The 16600-nt window shown below is 70.3% G+C and carries 14 protein-coding genes; 13 read left to right on the top strand and 1 reads right to left on the bottom strand.

Annotation, left to right across the window (positions count from 1 at the left end):
• Positions 1-298: 298 nt before the first annotated feature.
• The 3 genes from A6A08_RS13885 to A6A08_RS13875 all read left to right on the top strand — a co-directional run bounded on the left by A6A08_RS13885 (position 299) and on the right by A6A08_RS13875 (position 5026).
• Positions 299-1318 carry a TerC family protein gene (locus A6A08_RS13885; RefSeq protein WP_073703021.1) on the top strand — a complete coding sequence of 340 codons (1020 nt, stop codon included), beginning with the start codon at positions 299-301 and terminating at the stop codon, positions 1316-1318.
• Positions 1319-1651: 333 nt separating this feature from the next.
• Positions 1652-4486 carry an excinuclease ABC subunit UvrA gene (gene uvrA, locus A6A08_RS13880; RefSeq protein WP_073703020.1) on the top strand — a complete coding sequence of 945 codons (2835 nt, stop codon included), beginning with the start codon at positions 1652-1654 and terminating at the stop codon, positions 4484-4486.
• Between the two features lie 138 nt (positions 4487-4624).
• Positions 4625-5026, top strand: coding sequence for a Rieske (2Fe-2S) protein (locus A6A08_RS13875; RefSeq protein ID WP_073703019.1), 402 nt, complete (start codon positions 4625-4627; stop codon positions 5024-5026).
• Positions 5027-5109: 83 nt separating this feature from the next.
• On the opposite strand, the gene A6A08_RS13870 is transcribed toward A6A08_RS13875, so the two are convergent.
• Positions 5110-6258: a mechanosensitive ion channel family protein gene (locus A6A08_RS13870; RefSeq protein WP_073703040.1), complete on the bottom strand. Its 1149-nt coding sequence runs from the start codon at positions 6256-6258 to the stop codon at positions 5110-5112.
• A gap of 246 nt (positions 6259-6504) precedes the next feature.
• On the opposite strand from A6A08_RS13870, the gene uvrC reads away from it, so the two are divergent.
• The 10 genes from uvrC (at position 6505) to A6A08_RS13820 (ending at position 16588) form a co-directional block, all read left to right on the top strand.
• The gene (gene uvrC, locus A6A08_RS13865; RefSeq protein ID WP_073703018.1) at positions 6505-8532 is read left to right on the top strand and encodes an excinuclease ABC subunit UvrC; all 2028 of its coding nucleotides are present in this window, start codon (positions 6505-6507) and stop codon (positions 8530-8532) included.
• Positions 8529-9413, top strand: coding sequence for an RNase adapter RapZ (gene rapZ / locus A6A08_RS13860; protein WP_073703017.1), 885 nt, complete (start codon positions 8529-8531; stop codon positions 9411-9413). The genes uvrC and rapZ overlap by 4 nt, the downstream gene beginning before the upstream one ends.
• 103 nt (positions 9414-9516) lie before the next feature.
• Positions 9517-10488: a uridine diphosphate-N-acetylglucosamine-binding protein YvcK gene (gene yvcK / locus A6A08_RS13855; protein ID WP_378701492.1), complete on the top strand. Its 972-nt coding sequence runs from the start codon at positions 9517-9519 to the stop codon at positions 10486-10488.
• Between the two features lie 36 nt (positions 10489-10524).
• Positions 10525-10935, top strand: a complete 411-nt coding sequence (locus A6A08_RS13850; RefSeq protein ID WP_073703015.1) for a DUF488 domain-containing protein — start codon at positions 10525-10527, stop codon at positions 10933-10935.
• Between the two features lie 200 nt (positions 10936-11135).
• Complete coding sequence (whiA, locus tag A6A08_RS13845) at positions 11136-12116, top strand: DNA-binding protein WhiA (protein WP_073703014.1); 981 nt, start codon at positions 11136-11138, stop codon at positions 12114-12116.
• Positions 12117-12431: 315 nt separating this feature from the next.
• Positions 12432-13436, top strand: coding sequence for a type I glyceraldehyde-3-phosphate dehydrogenase (gene gap / locus A6A08_RS13840; protein WP_073703013.1), 1005 nt, complete (start codon positions 12432-12434; stop codon positions 13434-13436).
• A gap of 140 nt (positions 13437-13576) precedes the next feature.
• The gene (locus A6A08_RS13835) at positions 13577-14761 is read left to right on the top strand and encodes a phosphoglycerate kinase (protein ID WP_073703012.1); all 1185 of its coding nucleotides are present in this window, start codon (positions 13577-13579) and stop codon (positions 14759-14761) included.
• 83 nt (positions 14762-14844) lie between these two features.
• A complete protein-coding gene (gene tpiA / locus A6A08_RS13830) occupies positions 14845-15621 on the top strand; it encodes a triose-phosphate isomerase (RefSeq protein ID WP_073703011.1) in 777 nt (258 codons plus the stop codon).
• A gap of 276 nt (positions 15622-15897) precedes the next feature.
• Positions 15898-16134 (top strand): preprotein translocase subunit SecG, encoded by a 237-nt coding sequence (gene secG, locus A6A08_RS13825; RefSeq protein WP_073703010.1) that lies wholly within the window; start codon positions 15898-15900, stop codon positions 16132-16134.
• Positions 16135-16216: 82 nt separating this feature from the next.
• Positions 16217-16588 (top strand): RNA polymerase-binding protein RbpA, encoded by a 372-nt coding sequence (locus A6A08_RS13820; RefSeq protein WP_073703009.1) that lies wholly within the window; start codon positions 16217-16219, stop codon positions 16586-16588.
• Positions 16589-16600: the final 12 nt, after the last annotated feature.

The raw sequence follows: 16600 nt of genomic DNA, 5'->3' as shown, positions 1-16600 counted from the left end.
ATCGGGGAGGATGTCCTCGGGGTGCGATGAACAACACCTTCGCCGCAACTTATGTCAAGGGGGGTTTGATGGCATCCTTGCTCGTGGTCCGGTGTGCACCGTGCGTGGTGATCCACCGGTACCCTTGCTTGTCACGTGAGGGGAGTATCCCTGTCGCGGCGGTGTCGTCATCACGGAGGACAGAGTCGTCCTCCCGGCGCCGTCGGCTCGCCGCCGGACGGCGCGAGCGGGAGAGACCTCCGGTTGTTCGACGTGCGTGCAGACCGCCCGCACGCACTGACCGGAGGAGAGTCCGTTCGTGAACGTTCCCTTGTGGCTTTGGGCTGCGACCATCGGAGCCATGGTCGTCATCCTGGTGATCGACCTGGCCATCGTGGACCACCCCTGGAGCAAGAAGAAGGGCCCCCAGGAGTTCGGCATGAAGCAGGCCGCCTGGTGGGCGGTCTTCTACATCGGCATCGCGATCGTGTTCGGTTTCGGTGTCTGGTACTTCGGCGGCGGGGCCGCCGGTGCCGAGTACTTCGCCGGGTTCGTCACCGAGAAGAGCCTGAGCATCGACAACCTCTTCGTGTTCTACCTCCTGATGAGCTCCTTCGCGGTGCCCAGGAAGTACCAGCACGAGGTCCTGCTCGTCGGTATCGTGATCGCGCTGGTCATGCGCGGTATCTTCATCGTCCTCGGCGCCCAGGTGATCAACGCCTGGAGCGAGGTCTTCTACCTGTTCGGCGCCTTCCTCATCTACACCGGTTACAAGATCGTCCGTGACCACGTGAAGGGCGACGACGAGGACGAGGACTTCACGCAGACGCCGGCGGTGCGCCTGGTCAGGCGCTTTTGGCCCGTGGCCGACGAGTACCACGGCGCCAAGCTCACGGTGAAGCTCGACGGCAGGCGGCACGTCACGCCGATGCTGCTGGTCATCGTCGCCATCGGCATGATCGACCTGGTCTTCGCCGTCGACTCCATCCCGGCGATCTTCGGCCTGACCCAGGACGCCTACATCGTCTTCACCGCCAACGCGTTCGCCCTGCTGGGCCTGCGCCAGCTGTACTTCCTGCTGGCCGGCCTGATGGACCGTCTGGCCTACATCAGCTGGGGCCTGTCGGCGATCATGGTGTTCATCGGCGCGAAGATGATCCTGCACGCCCTGCACGAGAACGGCGTGCACGTGCCCGAGATCGGTATCGGCCTGTCGCTGACCGTCATCCTCGGCATCATGACGATCACCATCGTCGGCAGCCTGCTGAAGTCCCGGTCCGACGAGAAGAAGCACCCCGAGCTGGCGGAGGAGAGGGACCCCTCGACCGACCGCTCCTGACCGCATGGCGGGTCGAACCGCCCATCCCCGGACAAACCGCAAAACGGCCTGATTCGAACGACTGTTCGTCTATAGTGGTGGCACCTCGGCGCTCCGGCGCCGGGGTGCCACTGCTTTTCCGAGGCGGAAGAAACCGTCGTCGGCGGTCGTTAGTCTGGACGTGCGGGGGAGCCGCGCGGCCTTCTCCGCGCCCCTCAGCGGCCCGCCTCCGAGGCCGAGACGGCCCCCGGTGGGGCCCTCGACCGCCACACCGCGAAGCCACACACGGGTCGGCCGACGCCCGCGCGCCGAGGTCCGCTTCCTGTGCGCCGATGCCGAAGGATGTCTCACTCGATGGTCGAACAACTGGTAGTCCGGGGAGCCCGCGAGCACAACCTCAAGGACGTCTCGCTGGACCTGCCGCGCGACTCCATGATCGTGTTCACCGGCCTGTCCGGATCGGGCAAGTCCTCCCTGGCCTTCGACACGATCTTCGCCGAGGGGCAGCGGCGCTACGTCGAGTCCCTGTCGGCCTACGCCCGCCAGTTCCTGGGCCAGATGGACAAGCCGGACGTGGACTTCATCGAGGGCCTGTCCCCGGCCGTGTCCATCGACCAGAAGTCCACCAGCCGCAACCCCCGCTCCACCGTCGGCACCATCACCGAGGTCTACGACTACCTGCGCCTGCTGTGGGCCCGCGTGGGCGTTCCGCACTGCCCGGAGTGCCGCCGCGAGATCGCCCGGCAGACCCCCCAGCAGATCGTGGACCGCGTCCTGGAGATGGAGGAGGGCACCCGCTTCCAGGTGCTCGCCCCCGTCGTGCGCGGACGCAAGGGCGAGTACGTCGAACTCTTCAAGGACCTGCAGTCCAAGGGCTACACCCGCGCCGTCGTGGACGGGCGGGCCGTCCGCCTGGACGAGGCGCCCAAGCTGGGCCGCTACGACAAGCACGACATCGCCGTGGTCGTGGACCGCCTCGCCGTCAAGCCCTCCGCGCGCGGGCGCCTGACCGACTCCGTCGAGACCGCCCTCAAGCTGGCGGGCGGCACCATCGTCCTGGACTTCGTGGACGTGGACGCCGGCGACCCCGACCGCGAGAAGGTCTTCTCCGAGCACCTGTACTGCCCCTACGACGACCTGTCCTTCGAGCAGCTCGAACCGCGCTCCTTCTCCTTCAACGCCCCCTACGGCGCCTGCCCCGACTGCTCGGGCCTGGGCACCCGCATGGAGGTCGACCCCGACCTGCTGGTCCCCGACCCCGAGAGGACCCTGGCCGAGGGCGCCATCGGCCCCTGGTCGGGCGGTCCCAACAGCGGCTACTGGGAGCGCATCCTCAAGGCGGTGGGCGAGGCCGTGGGCTTCGACCTGGACACCCCCTGGGAGAAGCTGCCGCGCCGCGCCCGCAAGGCCCTGCTGGAGGGGCACAACACCCAGGTCCACGTCTCCTACCGCAACCGCTACGGGCGCCAGCGCTCCTACTACACCGAGTTCGAGGGGGTCATCCCCTGGGTCAGGCGCCGCCACTCCGAGACCGAGAGCGACTACGGCCGCGAGCGGCTGGAGGGGTACATGCGCACGGTGCCCTGCCCCACCTGTGAGGGGACCCGCCTCAAGCCGGTCGTGCTGGCCGTGACCGTGGGCGGCAGGTCCATCGCCGAGGTCGCCCAGATGTCGCTCAGCGAGAGCGCGGCCTTCCTGGCCGGCCTGCGGCTCTCCGAGCGCGACATGGTCATCGCCGCCCAGGTGCTCAAGGAGATCAACGCCCGTATGGGCTTCCTGCTCGACGTGGGCCTGGACTACCTGAGCCTGGCCCGCTCCTCCGGCTCGCTCTCCGGCGGCGAGGCCCAGCGCATCCGCCTGGCGACCCAGATCGGCTCCGGCCTGGTGGGCGTGCTCTACGTGCTGGACGAGCCCTCCATCGGCCTGCACCAGCGCGACAACGCCCGCCTGCTGGAGACCCTGCAGCGGCTGCGCGACATCGGCAACACGCTCATCGTCGTCGAACACGACGAGGACACCATCCGCAGCGCCGACTGGGTGGTCGACATCGGCCCCGGTGCGGGCGAGCACGGCGGCCACGTCGTGGTCTCGGGGATCGTGGACGAGCTGCTCACCTCCCCCGAGTCGCTGACCGGCGACTACCTGGCCGGACGGCGCAGCATCGGGGTGCCCGCCACCCGCCGCCCCCTCACCCGGGGACACGAGCTGGTGGTCAGGGGAGCCCGCGAGAACAACCTCGAGGGCATCGACGTCACCTTCCCGCTGGGTGTCTTCACCGCCGTCACCGGTGTGTCGGGCTCGGGCAAGTCCACCCTGGTCAACGAGATCCTGTACAAGGCGCTGGCCAAGGAGCTCAACGGGGCGCGCGAGGTACCCGGCCGCCACCTGCGGGTCAACGGCGTGAACAAGGTCGACAAGGTCGTGCACGTGGACCAGAGCCCCATCGGGCGGACCCCGCGCTCCAACCCGGCCACCTACTCCGGGGTCTTCGACCACGTCCGCAAGCTGTTCGCGCAGACCACCGACGCCAAGACGCGCGGCTACATGCCCGGCCGGTTCTCCTTCAACGTCAAGGGCGGCCGCTGCGAGGCCTGCGCCGGGGACGGCACGCTCAAGATCGAGATGCAGTTCCTGCCCGACGTCTACGTGCCCTGCGAGGTGTGCCACGGCGCCCGGTACAACCGGGAGACCCTCCAGGTCCGGTACAAGGGAAAGAACATCTCCGAGGTGCTCGACATGCCCATCTCCGAGGCCCTGGAGTTCTTCGAGCCGATCAACGCGATCCGCCGCCACCTGCAGACCCTGGAGGACGTCGGCCTGGGGTACGTGCGGCTGGGCCAGCCCGCCACCACGCTCTCCGGCGGTGAGGCCCAGCGGGTCAAGCTCGCCTCCGAGCTGCAGCGCCGCTCCACCGGGCGCACGGTGTACGTGCTCGACGAGCCCACCACCGGCCTGCACTTCGAGGACATCCGCAAGCTCCTGGGAGTCCTCGACCGGCTGACCGACAGCGGCAACACGGTGATCGTCATCGAGCACAACCTCGACGTCATCAAGACCGCCGACCACGTCATCGACATGGGGCCCGAGGGCGGCTCCGGCGGCGGCGAGGTGGTCGCGGAGGGCACCCCCGAGGAGGTCGCGGCGGTGGCCGAGTCCTACACCGGGCGGTTCCTGGCCAAGATGCTCTGAGGACCGGCCGGGGAGGACCCCTCCGGAAATACACCCCGGATCCGGGCACTCCGCCACGGCTACTACATTGTGTAGTGATATTTCGGCGCAGGTGAGGAGCGTTTGGTCGTGGCCGGTAAGAGGACGTGCGGGTGCGGGATGAGCAGGCGTCGTCTGCTCGGGACGGCGGGGGCGGCCGCGGCCGTCACGGCCGCGAGCGCCTGCGGCGGCGAGGAGCCCAGGGCCCAGGAGGTCCGGTACGGCCAGGTGGTCGGACAGACCACCGACGTCCCCGAGGGCGCGGGGACCGTCTTCAGCAACAGCAAGCTGGTCGTCACCCAGCCGGAGAAGGACGACTACCGGGCCTTCGGCGCCGCGTGCACGCACGGGGGCTGCACCGTCCAGGAGGTGGACGAGGTCATCCGCTGCCTGTGCCACGGCAGCGAGTTCGACATCTCCACGGGGGAGCCGGTGACCGGACCGGCGCAGGAGCCGCTGGAGTCGTTCGTCGTCACCGTCGACGGCACCGACATCATCCTGGAGTCGGCGGCCGAGTCCTGAGGTGCGGCGCCCGCCCCGCCCCCAACACGCGAACGGCGCCCGGAGCGATCCGCTCCGGGCGCCGTTCGCGTCGTGACAGGGGCTCAGGCCTCGCCGGGGTCGCCCCCGGAAGGACCGCTGACGCCGTTGGGCTCGCGGCGCCGGAACGCCGAGGTCGGGAACTGGGAGGCGTAGGAGGCCTCGTTCGCGTCCTCGGAGAAGAACTGGGTGCGGTCGCGCGGCAGGGACTCGGGGTAGTTGGCGACCAGCCAGTTGATCAGGTGCTCGCGGATCTGGCAGGCGATGTCCCACTGGTTGCCCGTGTCGGCGGCGGTGGCCACCACCCGCACCATCACATCGCCGGTCTCGGTGATGTCCACGACCTGGCAGGACCAGCTGCGCCCGTCCCAGTGCTTGCTGGAGGTGATCAGGCGCCCGGCCTCCTCGCGCAGCTCCTCGATCGGGACCTCCCAGTCCAGCGGCAGCATCACCTTGGCGGTGATCGCCGTGCCCTGCTTGGTCCAGTTCTCGAAGCTGGTCGTGGTGAAGTTGGCGACCGGCACCACGAGGCGGCGCTCGTCCCAGATCTTGATGGTGACGTTGACCAGGCTGAGCTCCTCGACCCGGCCCCACTCACCCTCGACCACGACCACGTCGCCGATGCGCAGGGCGTCGCTGAAGGTCAGCTGCAGCCCGGCGAACAGGTTGCCCAGGGTGGACTGGGCGGCCACACCGGCGACGATGCCGATGACGCCGGCCGAGGCCAGCAGCCCGGCGCCGAGCGCCTTGACCTCGTCGAAGGTGAACAGGATGGCGGCGATCGCCAGGACCACGATGATCGAGGTGATGACCCTGCGCAGCAGCCGCACCTGGGTCTGCAGGCGGCGGGCCTTGCGGTCGGCGTCGCCGTTGGCGATCGACAGGCGCGCCAGGATCATGTCCGTGGCGGCGTAGGCCAGACTGATGCCCAGAGCCGTCAACGTCGCGATCATGAGGATGCTCATCGCGTGGTCGATGGTCCGGAACGTGCTCCAGCTCACCTCGTTCGGATCGTTGCCCGGGTTGGGCAGGGCAAGGTTCGCACCGAGCACGGCGGCCGCGCCGTAGGCCGTGTAGGTCGTACGCGAGACCAGGTACCGGGACACCCGCCAGACCCTGCCCAGCTTGTGCTTGAGCACCCAGCGCCCGGCGAAGACCAGCAGCACCGCGATGGCGACGGCGACGCCGATCGTTATCCATTGCTGAACGCTCACGGCGAGGGCCCCCTTGTCTTCCATGTCGGAAATACCAAACGTCCTCGCCCAACTTAGACCATGCGGATACGTAATCGTGACGTTTGCCTTGCATGCGATGGGCGGGGAGAGCGCGCTCCCCGGTCCGAAACGGGGCCGTCGGAGGAGCGGGGGGAGGGCGGCGGCCCGCCGTGGTGAGGTGCGACACCCCGAGGGCGCGCGAGCCTCGGTTGGCCGTATGTCCCTCCCAACGACCAGAATGGGGGCATGGCTGCGACTCCTCTCCTGCGTCCCGCGCCCGGTTCCATTCCGACCGACCCGGGCGTGTACCGGTTCCGGGACGCCTCGGGCCGCGTCATCTACGTGGGCAAGGCCAAGAACCTGCGGTCCCGGCTCTCCTCCTACTTCCGCGACTTCGCCGGGCTGCACCCGCGCACCCAGCAGATGGTCTCCACCGCCGCCGACGTGGACTGGACGATCGTCGGCACCGAGGTGGAGGCACTCCAGCTGGAGTACTCCTGGATCAAGCAGTACGACCCCCGGTTCAACGTCAAGTACCGCGACGACAAGAGCTACCCCTACCTGGCGGTCACCCTCCAAGAGGAGTTCCCCCGGGTGCAGGTCATGCGCGGCGCCAAGCGCAGGGGGGTGCGCTACTTCGGCCCCTACTCCCACGCCTGGGCCATCCGCGAGACCGTCGACCTGCTGCTGCGGGTCTTCCCCGTGCGCACCTGCTCGCCCGGGGTGTTCCGCGGCGCCCGCAACAGCGGCCGCCCCTGCCTGCTCGGCTACATCGGCAAGTGCGTGGCCCCCTGCGTCGGCAGGGCCTCGCCGCAGGAGCACCGGGCCCTGGCCGAGGACTTCTGCTCCTTCCTGGCGGGGGACACCGGCCGGTTCATCCGCGAACTGGAGACGCGGATGAAGGAGGCCGCCCAGGAGATGGAGTACGAGCGCGCCGCCCGCCTTCGCGACGACATCGAGGCGCTGCGGGCCGCCCTGGAGAAGCAGGCCGTCGTCCTGCCCGACTCCACCGACTGCGACGTCATCGCCATGGCCGACGACCAGCTGGAGGCCGCCGTCCAGATCTTCCACGTGCGCGGCGGCCGCATCCGCGGCCAGCGCGGCTACGTGGTGGACAAGGTCACCGACGACTCCCCGGCCGAGCTGATGAGCACCTTCCTGGGGCAGCTCTACGGACCCGCCGAGGGCGCCGACGAGAGCGGGGGGACCGGCACCGCCGTCCCCCGCGAGGTCCTGGTCTCCCACGAGCCCGCCGATCCCGCGGCCATGGCCGCCTGGCTGTCGGAGCACCGCGGCGCCGCCGTGGACCTGCGGGTTCCCCGGCGAGGGGACAAGAGGTCCCTCCTGGAGACCGTCGACAAGAACGCCCGCGAGGCACTGGCCCGGCACAAGACCCACCGCGCCGGGGACCTGAGCACCCGCAGCCGTGCGCTCAACGAGATCCAGGAGGCCCTGGACCTGCCCGAGGCGCCGCTGCGCATCGAGTGCTTCGACATCTCCAACCTCCAGGGCGAGCACGTGGTGGCGTCCATGGTGGTCTTCGAGGACGGGCTGGCCCGCAAGTCCGAGTACCGCCGCTTCTCCATCCGGGGCAGCGGCGAGGGCGGACGCGAACAGCACGACGTCGCCGCCATGTACGAGGTGATCCGCCGCCGCTTCCGCCGCTACCTGGAGGAGAGCTCCAGGAGCGGCGAGGTCGCCCGGATGGGGGAGACCGGGGACCACGGTGGTCACCAGAGCGACGACGAGCCTTCACCCGGCAGGTTCGCCTATCCGCCTAACCTTGTGGTGGTGGACGGCGCCCGGCCCCAGGCCGAGGCGGCGCGCCGCGCCCTGGACGAGCTCGGGATCGAGGACGTCGCGGTGTGCGGCCTGGCCAAGCGCCTGGAGGAGGTGTGGTTGCCCGGCGACGAGGACCCGGTGATCCTGCCCCGCACGGGAGAGGGCCTCTACCTGCTCCAACGGGTGCGGGACGAGGCGCACCGCTTCGCCATCCGGTACCACCGGCAAAAGCGCGCCAAGGCGCTCACAGGAAGCAGCCTGGACGAGCTGCCCGGCCTCGGTCCGACCCGCAGGTCGGCCCTGATCAAGGAGTTCGGCTCGGTGAGACGACTGGCCTCGGCCACAGCCGAGGAGATCGCGGCGGTGCCCGGGATCGGCCCCAAACTGGCCGAGTCCGTGCACGCGCACCTGTCCGGCGGCCCCGCCGGCACGGGTGGGGAGGGTGACGGGGCACCAGAACGGAACACCGAGAACGGGGGAGGAGAGGTATGACGGTCGAACTGGGCGGAGAGCTACCGCCCGAGGTGGTCATAGTCACCGGCATGTCCGGTGCGGGCCGCAGCACGGCGGCCAGGGCCCTGGAGGACCTGGACTGGTTCGTGGTGGACAACCTGCCACCGGGACTGCTGCCGACGATGATCGAGCTGGCGGGGCGCACGCACGGCGCCGTGCCGCGGGTCGCGGTGGTCGTCGACGTGCGCTCGCTGGCCTTCACCGAGGATCTGCTGTCCACGGTGGAGGAACTGCGCAAGCGCGACATCATCGCGCGCGTGCTCTACCTGGAGGCCGGCGACGAGGCCCTGGTCCGGCGCTTCGAGGGCGTGCGCAGGCCCCACCCCCTCCAGGGCGACGGCCGCCTGACCGACGGGATCGACCGCGAGCGCGAGACCCTGCGCGCCGTCCGGGGCGAGGCCGACCTGGTCATCGACACCTCCCAGCTCAACGTGCACCAGCTCAAGGCCCGGGTGATCGGCTTCTTCGGGCAGAGCGACGAGGCGCGGCCCCGCGCCAACGTGGTCTCCTTCGGCTTCAAGCACGGCCTGCCCGTGGACGCCGACCTGGTGCTGGACTGCCGCTTCCTCCCCAACCCCCACTGGGTGCCCGAGCTCAGGCCGATGAACGGCCGGGACGACCAGGTGAGCGACTACGTCCTGTCCCAGGACGGGGCCAAGGAGATGCTGGAGGCCTACACCGAGGTCCTCAGGCTGACCATCGCCGGGTACCAGCGCGAGGGCAAGCACTACATGACCCTGGCGGTGGGCTGCACCGGCGGCAAGCACCGCAGTGTGGCCATGGCCGAGCAGTTCGCCGAACGCCTGCGCGGCCAGGGCGTGGACGTGCACGTGGTCCACAGGGACGTCGGCCGGGAGTGAGCCCGGCGCGTCCGTCCGGGACCGCGGAGGCCGTCGGTACACCGTTTCCGGTGGTACGGTCCGATTCGTCCGGTGGACATGGGACGAGGGGCAGACCACAGCCATGATGAGCACAACACCCGACGAGGACGGGCGGCGCCCGCCCCGGGTGGTCGCGCTGGGGGGCGGGCACGGCCTGCACGCCTCCCTGTCGGCCCTGAGGAGGGTGACCACCGACGTGACGGCGATCGTCACGGTCGCCGACGACGGCGGGTCCAGCGGCCGGCTCCGCAGGGAGCTCGGCGTCCTTCCGCCCGGAGACCTGCGGATGGCGCTGGCCGCGCTGTGCGGTGACGACGAGTGGGGGCACACCTGGAGCCAGGTGATCCAGCACCGGTTCCGCTCGGAGGGGGAGCTGCACGGCCACGCGGTCGGCAACCTGCTGATCGTGGCCCTGTGGGAGCTGCTCGGCGACTCGGTGGCGGGCCTGGACTGGGTGGGCCAGCTGCTGGGCGCGCACGGCCGCGTACTGCCGATGTCGTCGGTGCCGCTGGACATCGCCGCGGAGGTCTCGGGGATCGACCCGGAGCGCCCCGAGGAGCTGACCACGGTGCGCGGCCAGGTGGCGTGCGCCAGCACCAGCGGCAAGGTGCGCTCCATCTCCCTGGTCCCGGAGGCCCCGCCCGCCAGCCCGCAGGCGGTCAAGGCGGTGCGCGAGGCCGACTGGGTGGTGTTCGGCCCCGGGTCGTGGTTCACCAGTGTGCTGCCCCACCTGCTGGTCCCGGACCTGGCGCACGCCCTGGTCACCACCCGGGCCAGGCGCATGGTGGCGCTGAACCTGTCGCCCCAGCAGGGCGAGACCGACGGCTTCCGCCCCGAGACCTACCTGGAGGTGCTGCACGAGCACGCCCCCAAACTCGGGGTGGACATGGTGCTCGCCGACCGGGGGGCCGTGGAGGAGGTCGAGCCCCTGCTGGAGGTGGTCGGCCGACTGGGCGGACGCCTGGAGCTGGCGCACCTGTCGCGCGACGACGGCACCCCGCGCCACGACCCCGACCGGCTCGCGGCGGCCTTCGAGCGTATCCTGGCACACTGACGGGTTCGGCCGGCGGGGAGCGGGAAGACCCCCGCCATGGCCGAGCACCACGTGTACCTGGAGCGCGTCCACGACGAGGTCCGCGCGGCGCGCGGACCCGGTGGGGGACCGGCCCCGCCGCCGGGCCGCCGCTTCCTCGTGGACCGGCTGTGGCCGCGCGGGGTGTCCAAGGAGGCCCTGGAGGGGGCCGCCTGGGTGAGGGAGGCCGCGCCGAGCGACGGGCTGCGCAGGTGGTTCGGCCACGAACCCTCGCGCTTCACCGAGTTCGCCGAGCGCTACCGGGCGGAGCTGGAGGCCCGCCCGGAGGTGCTGGACCCGCTCCTGGAGGCGGCGCGGAGGGGACCCGTCACCCTGCTGTACGCGGCACGGGACACCGAGCACAACCACGCCCTCGTCCTGCGCGACCACCTGCGCGGGATGCTGTCCTCCCAGGCCGGGAGCAATTGACCGCACACCGGCACGAAGGCCCACAGGACCGCCGCCGGCCAGGGTGGTGGATGGGCAACACGCCGTGCAGGGGTCGGCACCTGGCGCCTCGTCACGTAGTCTGCGACGGAGAAAGCCGCTCGTGGCAGGGCCGCGGCGGCACATCCCGGCACCGAGCCCGCGGTGCCGGGTCGGCTTGTTCGACGGGGAGGACCGCAGCGATGGCGATGACCGGCGTGGTGAAGGATGAGTTGAGCCGTCTGGCCATTCTCAAGCCATGCTGCCGCAAGGCGGAGGTGTCCACCATCCTGCGTTTCACCGGGGGCCTGCACCTGGTGGGCGGGCGGATCGTGATCGAGGCCGAACTCGACACCGGAGTGGCCGCGCGCCGTCTGCGCAAGGACATCTCCGAGGTCTTCGGCCACGAGTCCGAGATGGTCGTGCTCTCTCCCAGCGGCCTGCGCAAGGGCAACCGGTACGTGGTGCGGGTGATCAAGGACGGCGAGTCCCTGGCCCGGCAGACGGGGCTGGTGGACAACAACGGCCGTCCGGTGCGCGGTCTGCCCCGGCACGTCGTGGCGGGCGGGGCCTGCGACGCCGAGTCGGCGTGGCGGGGCGCGTTCATCGCGCACGGCTCCCTGACCGAGCCGGGCCGGTCGATGTCCCTGGAGGTCACCTGCCCCGGGCCGGAGGCCGCGCTGGCGCTGGTGGGCGCGGCGCGCCGCCTGAAGGTGCACGCCAAGGCCCGCGAGGTGCGCGGCGTGGACCGGGTGGTGGTGCGCGACGGAGACTCCATCGGCGCGCTGCTGACCCTGCTGGGCGCGCACCAGAGCGTGCTGGCGTGGGAGGAGAGGCGGATGCGCCGGGAGGTGCGCGCGACCGCCAACCGGTTGGCCAACTTCGACGACGCCAACCTGCGGCGCAGCGCGCGGGCGGCGGTGGCCGCCGGTGCGCGCGTGGAGCGGGCCCTGGAGATCCTGGGCGACGACGCGCCCAAGCACCTGGTGGCCGCGGGCCAGCTGCGCCTGGCGCACAAGCAGGCCTCACTGGAGGAGCTGGGCCAGCTGTCCGTCCCGCCGCTGACCAAGGACGCCATCGCGGGACGCATCCGCAGGCTGCTGGCCATGGCGGACAAGCGCGCGAGCGACCTGGGCATCGAGGGGACCGAGGCCAACCTCACCCCGGACATGCTGGTCCCCTGACCGGAAGCGCTCCCGGAGCCGTCAACTCCGGCGTAACACCGGTGTTCGGCTTTGTTAACAGGACAAACTCGTGGATAACTTCCGACAATGGTATAGACCTTTACGGCGCGCGGTGCCAGGATGGTCGCGAATCCACAAGGGTCCGGTAGCGCCCGGCCGCGGCTCCCCGCCGGTGCTCCGCTAGGCTCTTCCTGAACACCCGGTGTGCGTTGACCCTGCTCATGGCGGCCGTCCGGTTCGTCCCGGCGCGGCCCCGTTCCAGGTGGGGGAATGCCCGGGTGGAAATGATGTGCGATATATGAGGGGATTGGTTCCGTGACCATCCGTGTAGGCGTCAACGGCTTCGGTCGAATCGGCCGCAATTTCTGGCGCGCGGTCGCCGCTGGCGGCAGCGACATCGAAATCGTCGCGGTCAACGACCTCACCGACACCAAGACGCTCGCGCACCTGCTCAAGTACGACACCGTGCTCGGCACCCTGAGCGGTGAGGTCGAGGTCGGCGAGGACTTCATCCGCGTCGGCGACAAGAGCATCAAGGTCCTGGCCCAGCGCGACCCGGCCCAGCTGCCCTGGTCGGACCTGAACGTGGACGTCGTCATCGAGTCCACCGGCCGCTTCACCAAGGCCGAGGACGCCAAGAAGCACATCGAGGCCGGCGCCAAGAAGGTCATCATCTCCGCCCCGGCCAAGGGCGAGGACCTGACCGTCGTCATGGGCGTCAACGACGACAAGTACGACGCGGCCAACCACCACATCGTCTCCAACGCCTCCTGCACCACCAACTGCGTGGCGCCCATGGCGAAGGTGCTCCTGGACAGCTTCGGCATCCAGCAGGGTCTGATGACCACGGTGCACGCCTACACCAACGACCAGGTCATCCTCGACTTCCCGCACAAGGACCTGCGCCGTGCCCGCGCGGCCGCGCAGAACATCATCCCGACCACGACCGGTGCCGCCAAGGCCACCGCCCTGGTCATCCCGGAGCTGCAGGGCAAGCTGGACGGCATGGCCATGCGCGTGCCCGTGCCGGACGGCTCGGTGACCGACCTGGTCGTCACCCTGGAGCGCGAGGTCACCAAGGACGAGGTCAACGCCGCGTTCAAGGCCGCCGCCGAGGGTCCGCTCAAGGACGTGCTCCTCTACACCGAGGACGAGATCGTCTCCTCCGACATCGTCGGCACCTCGCCCTCCTGCACCTTCGACTCCAAGCTGACCATGGCCTTCGGCAACCAGGTCAAGATCGTCGGCTGGTACGACAACGAGTGGGGCTACTCCAACCGCCTGGTCGACCTGGCCAAGCTGGTCGGATCCGGCCTGTAGCGTCCACGGCCCTCATGGCCACCGGCGCGTGAGACGGCACCCCTTCGCCCGCAGTTCGCGCGAAGGGGTGCCGTCGTGCACGTCCCTCCCGGCTCCACCGCCCGGGACCGCCCAACCCCACATTCCAAGAGGAGACCAGCATGCGGACGATCGACGAACTCGACGTCTCCGGCAAGCGCGTGTTCGTCCGGGCCGACCTGAACGTGCCCCTGGACGGCGACCGGATCACCGACGACGGTCGCATCCGTGCGGCCGTGCCGACCATCTCCGCGCTCCGCGAGCGCGGTGCCCGTGTCATCGTCGCCGCCCACCTGGGCCGCCCCAAGGGCGCGCCCGACCCCCGCTACTCCCTGCGCCCCGTCGCCGTCCGCCTGGGCGAGTTGCTCGGCGCCGAGGTGGCCTTCGCGGCCGACACCGCCGGCGAGTCGGCCCGCGCCACCTCCGCCGCCCTGGAGGACGGCCAGGTCGCGCTGCTGGAGAACGTGCGTTTCGAGCCCGGTGAGACCAGCAAGGACGACGCCGAGCGCGGCGAGCTCGCCGACCGCTTCGCCCAGCTCGCCGACCTGTACGTCGGCGACGCCTTCGGCGCCGTGCACCGCAGGCACGCCAGCGTCTACGACCTGCCCGGAAGGCTCCCGCACGCCGTCGGCGGCCTGGTACTGACCGAGGTCGAGGTGCTCCGGAAGCTCACCGGCGAACCCGAGCGCCCCTACGCCGTGGTCCTGGGCGGGTCCAAGGTCTCCGACAAGCTCGGTGTCATCGACAACCTCCTCGGTACCGCCGACCGCCTGCTCATCGGCGGCGGCATGGTCTTCACCTTCCTCAAGGCCAAGGGCTACGAGGTCGGCTCCAGCCTGCTGGAGGCCGACCAGCTCGACACCGTCAGGGGCTACCTGGAGCGCGCCGAGCGCGAGGGCGTGGAGATCGTCCTGCCGGTGGACGTCGTGGCCGCCGAGAAGTTCTCCGCCGACGCCGCGCACGACGCGGTCGGCGTCGACGCCATCCCGGCCGACCGGATGGGCCTGGACATCGGCCCCAGGAGCCAGGCGCTCTTCGCCGAGAAGCTCGCCGACACCAGGACCGTGTTCTGGAACGGCCCGATGGGCGTGTTCGAGATGGAGCCCTACGCGGGCGGCACCCGCGCGCTGGCCCGGGCCCTGGTCGACTCGGGCGCCTTCACCGTGGTCGGCGGCGGCGACTCCGCCGCGGCCGTGCGCGCGCTCGGCTTCGACGAGGCGGCCTTCGGCCACATCTCCACCGGTGGCGGCGCCAGCCTGGAGTACCTGGAGGGCAAGGACCTGCCCGGTATCGACGCCCTCAAGTAAGCAGTGTCCGCTCCGGAACCCGCCGTGTCCCCTTTCGGCGGGGTCCGGGGGAGTTCCTCGACCATCCCGAAGGAAGTACCGACATGTCCCAGCGCCTGCCGCTCATCGCGGGCAACTGGAAGATGAACAACAACCACCTGGAGGCCATCGCGCTCGTCCAGAAGCTGGCGTTCGCGCTGAACGACAAGGACTACGACAACGCCGAGGTCGTCGTCCTGCCGCCGTTCACCGACCTGCGCAGCGTCCAGACGCTGGTCGACGGCGACAAGCTCAGGATCGGCTACGGCGCCCAGGACGTCTCCGCCCATGACAAGGGCGCCTACACCGGCGAGATCTCCGGTGCCATGCTGGCCAAGCTGGACTGCTCCTACGTGCTCGTGGGCCACTCCGAGCGCCGCGAGTACCACCAGGAGGACGACGCCCTGGTCAACGCCAAGGTCAAGGCCGCCTTCAAGAACGAGATCGTCCCGATCCTGTGCGTCGGAGAGGGCCTGGAGGTGCGCCAGGCGGGCCGGCAGGTCGAGCACGTCCTGGCCCAGCTGGACGGCGCCCTCAAGGAGGTCCCGGCCGAGCAGGCCGAGAGGCTCGTCGTCGCCTACGAGCCGGTGTGGGCCATCGGCACCGGCGAGGTCGCCACCCCCGAGGACGCCCAGGAGGTGTGCTCGGCGGTCCGCAAGCGCCTGGCCGAGCTGTACTCGCCCGAGATCGCGGGCGCGGTGCGCGTCCTGTACGGCGGTTCGGTCAAGGGCGACAACGCCTCCGGCATCATGGCCAAGGACGACGTCGACGGCGCCCTGGTCGGCGGTGCCTGCCTCAAGGCCGACGAGTTCGCCAGGATCATCCGCTTCGGCGAGCAGTAACCGCCGGGCGGGGAACCCGGTCCGTCATCCTCGACGCCCGATAGTGACGGGCCGGGTGCCCGACAGGTCTCCGGTCGGGCTAGACTTCGCTGTGGGGTTTTCCGTGTCCCGCGGTTTCCCCGCCCGTGCCGCCATGGGCACGGTAAAATCCGAAATTGTCCCCGGTCTCCTCCTTCCCCGACACCCGTATCGGCCCGGTACAGCCGCTGCCGCGGGCGGGAAGTGGGGATCGAGGTGTCCATCCCCCCGCTTCGGGGTCGAGCTACGGGTGAGCGTGTGATCCTCGGTCTGTCCATCTTCGTGATGCTTCTCAGCGTGCTGCTGGTCCTGCTGGTGCTCATGCACAAGGGCAAGGGTGGCGGCCTCTCCGACATGTTCGGCGGCGGCGTCACGTCCTCGCTCGGCGGTTCGTCGGTGGTGGAGCGCAACCTCGACCGCATGACGATCGGGATCGCGGTCGCCTGGATCCTCGCCATCGTCGTCCTCGGCCTGCTGATCAACCGGGGGATGTAGCCCGCGCCCCGTGGGACGCACCCCCCGTCCACAGTCAAGCTCGCCCGAGATCCGGTGAGCGAGTTCGCCGAAGGAGTTTTTCGTGGGTAGTGGCAGTGCCATCCGTGGCAGCCGTGTCGGAGCCGGCCCCATGGGCGAGGCGGAGCGGGGTGAGGCCGCCCCCCGCGTTCGGGTTCCGTTCTACTGCGCGAACCTGCACGAGGTCGTGCCCAGCTTCGCGAGCGAGGCGCTGGTGCCCGACGAGTGGGACTGCCCGCGCTGCGGTTTCCCCGCGGGCAAGGACAAGGCGAACCCTCCGTCGCCGCCGCGCACCGAGCCGTACAAGACCCACCTGGCGTACGTGAAGGAACGCCGCAGCGAGGAGGAGGGCAAGCTCATCCTCGATGAGGCCCTGGCCAAGCTGCGCGCCGACCGCGCCGCCGTCGAGGCCCACATGAAGGCCTCGCAGAACTAGGGCCTGTTTGGG

The sequence above is a fragment of the Nocardiopsis sp. TSRI0078 genome, from assembly GCF_001905145.1.
Taxonomy (GTDB): Bacteria; Actinomycetota; Actinomycetes; order Streptosporangiales; family Streptosporangiaceae; genus Nocardiopsis.
Note: the sequence above shows the minus strand (reverse complement) of the source record. Positions and strands in the feature narration are given on the sequence as shown.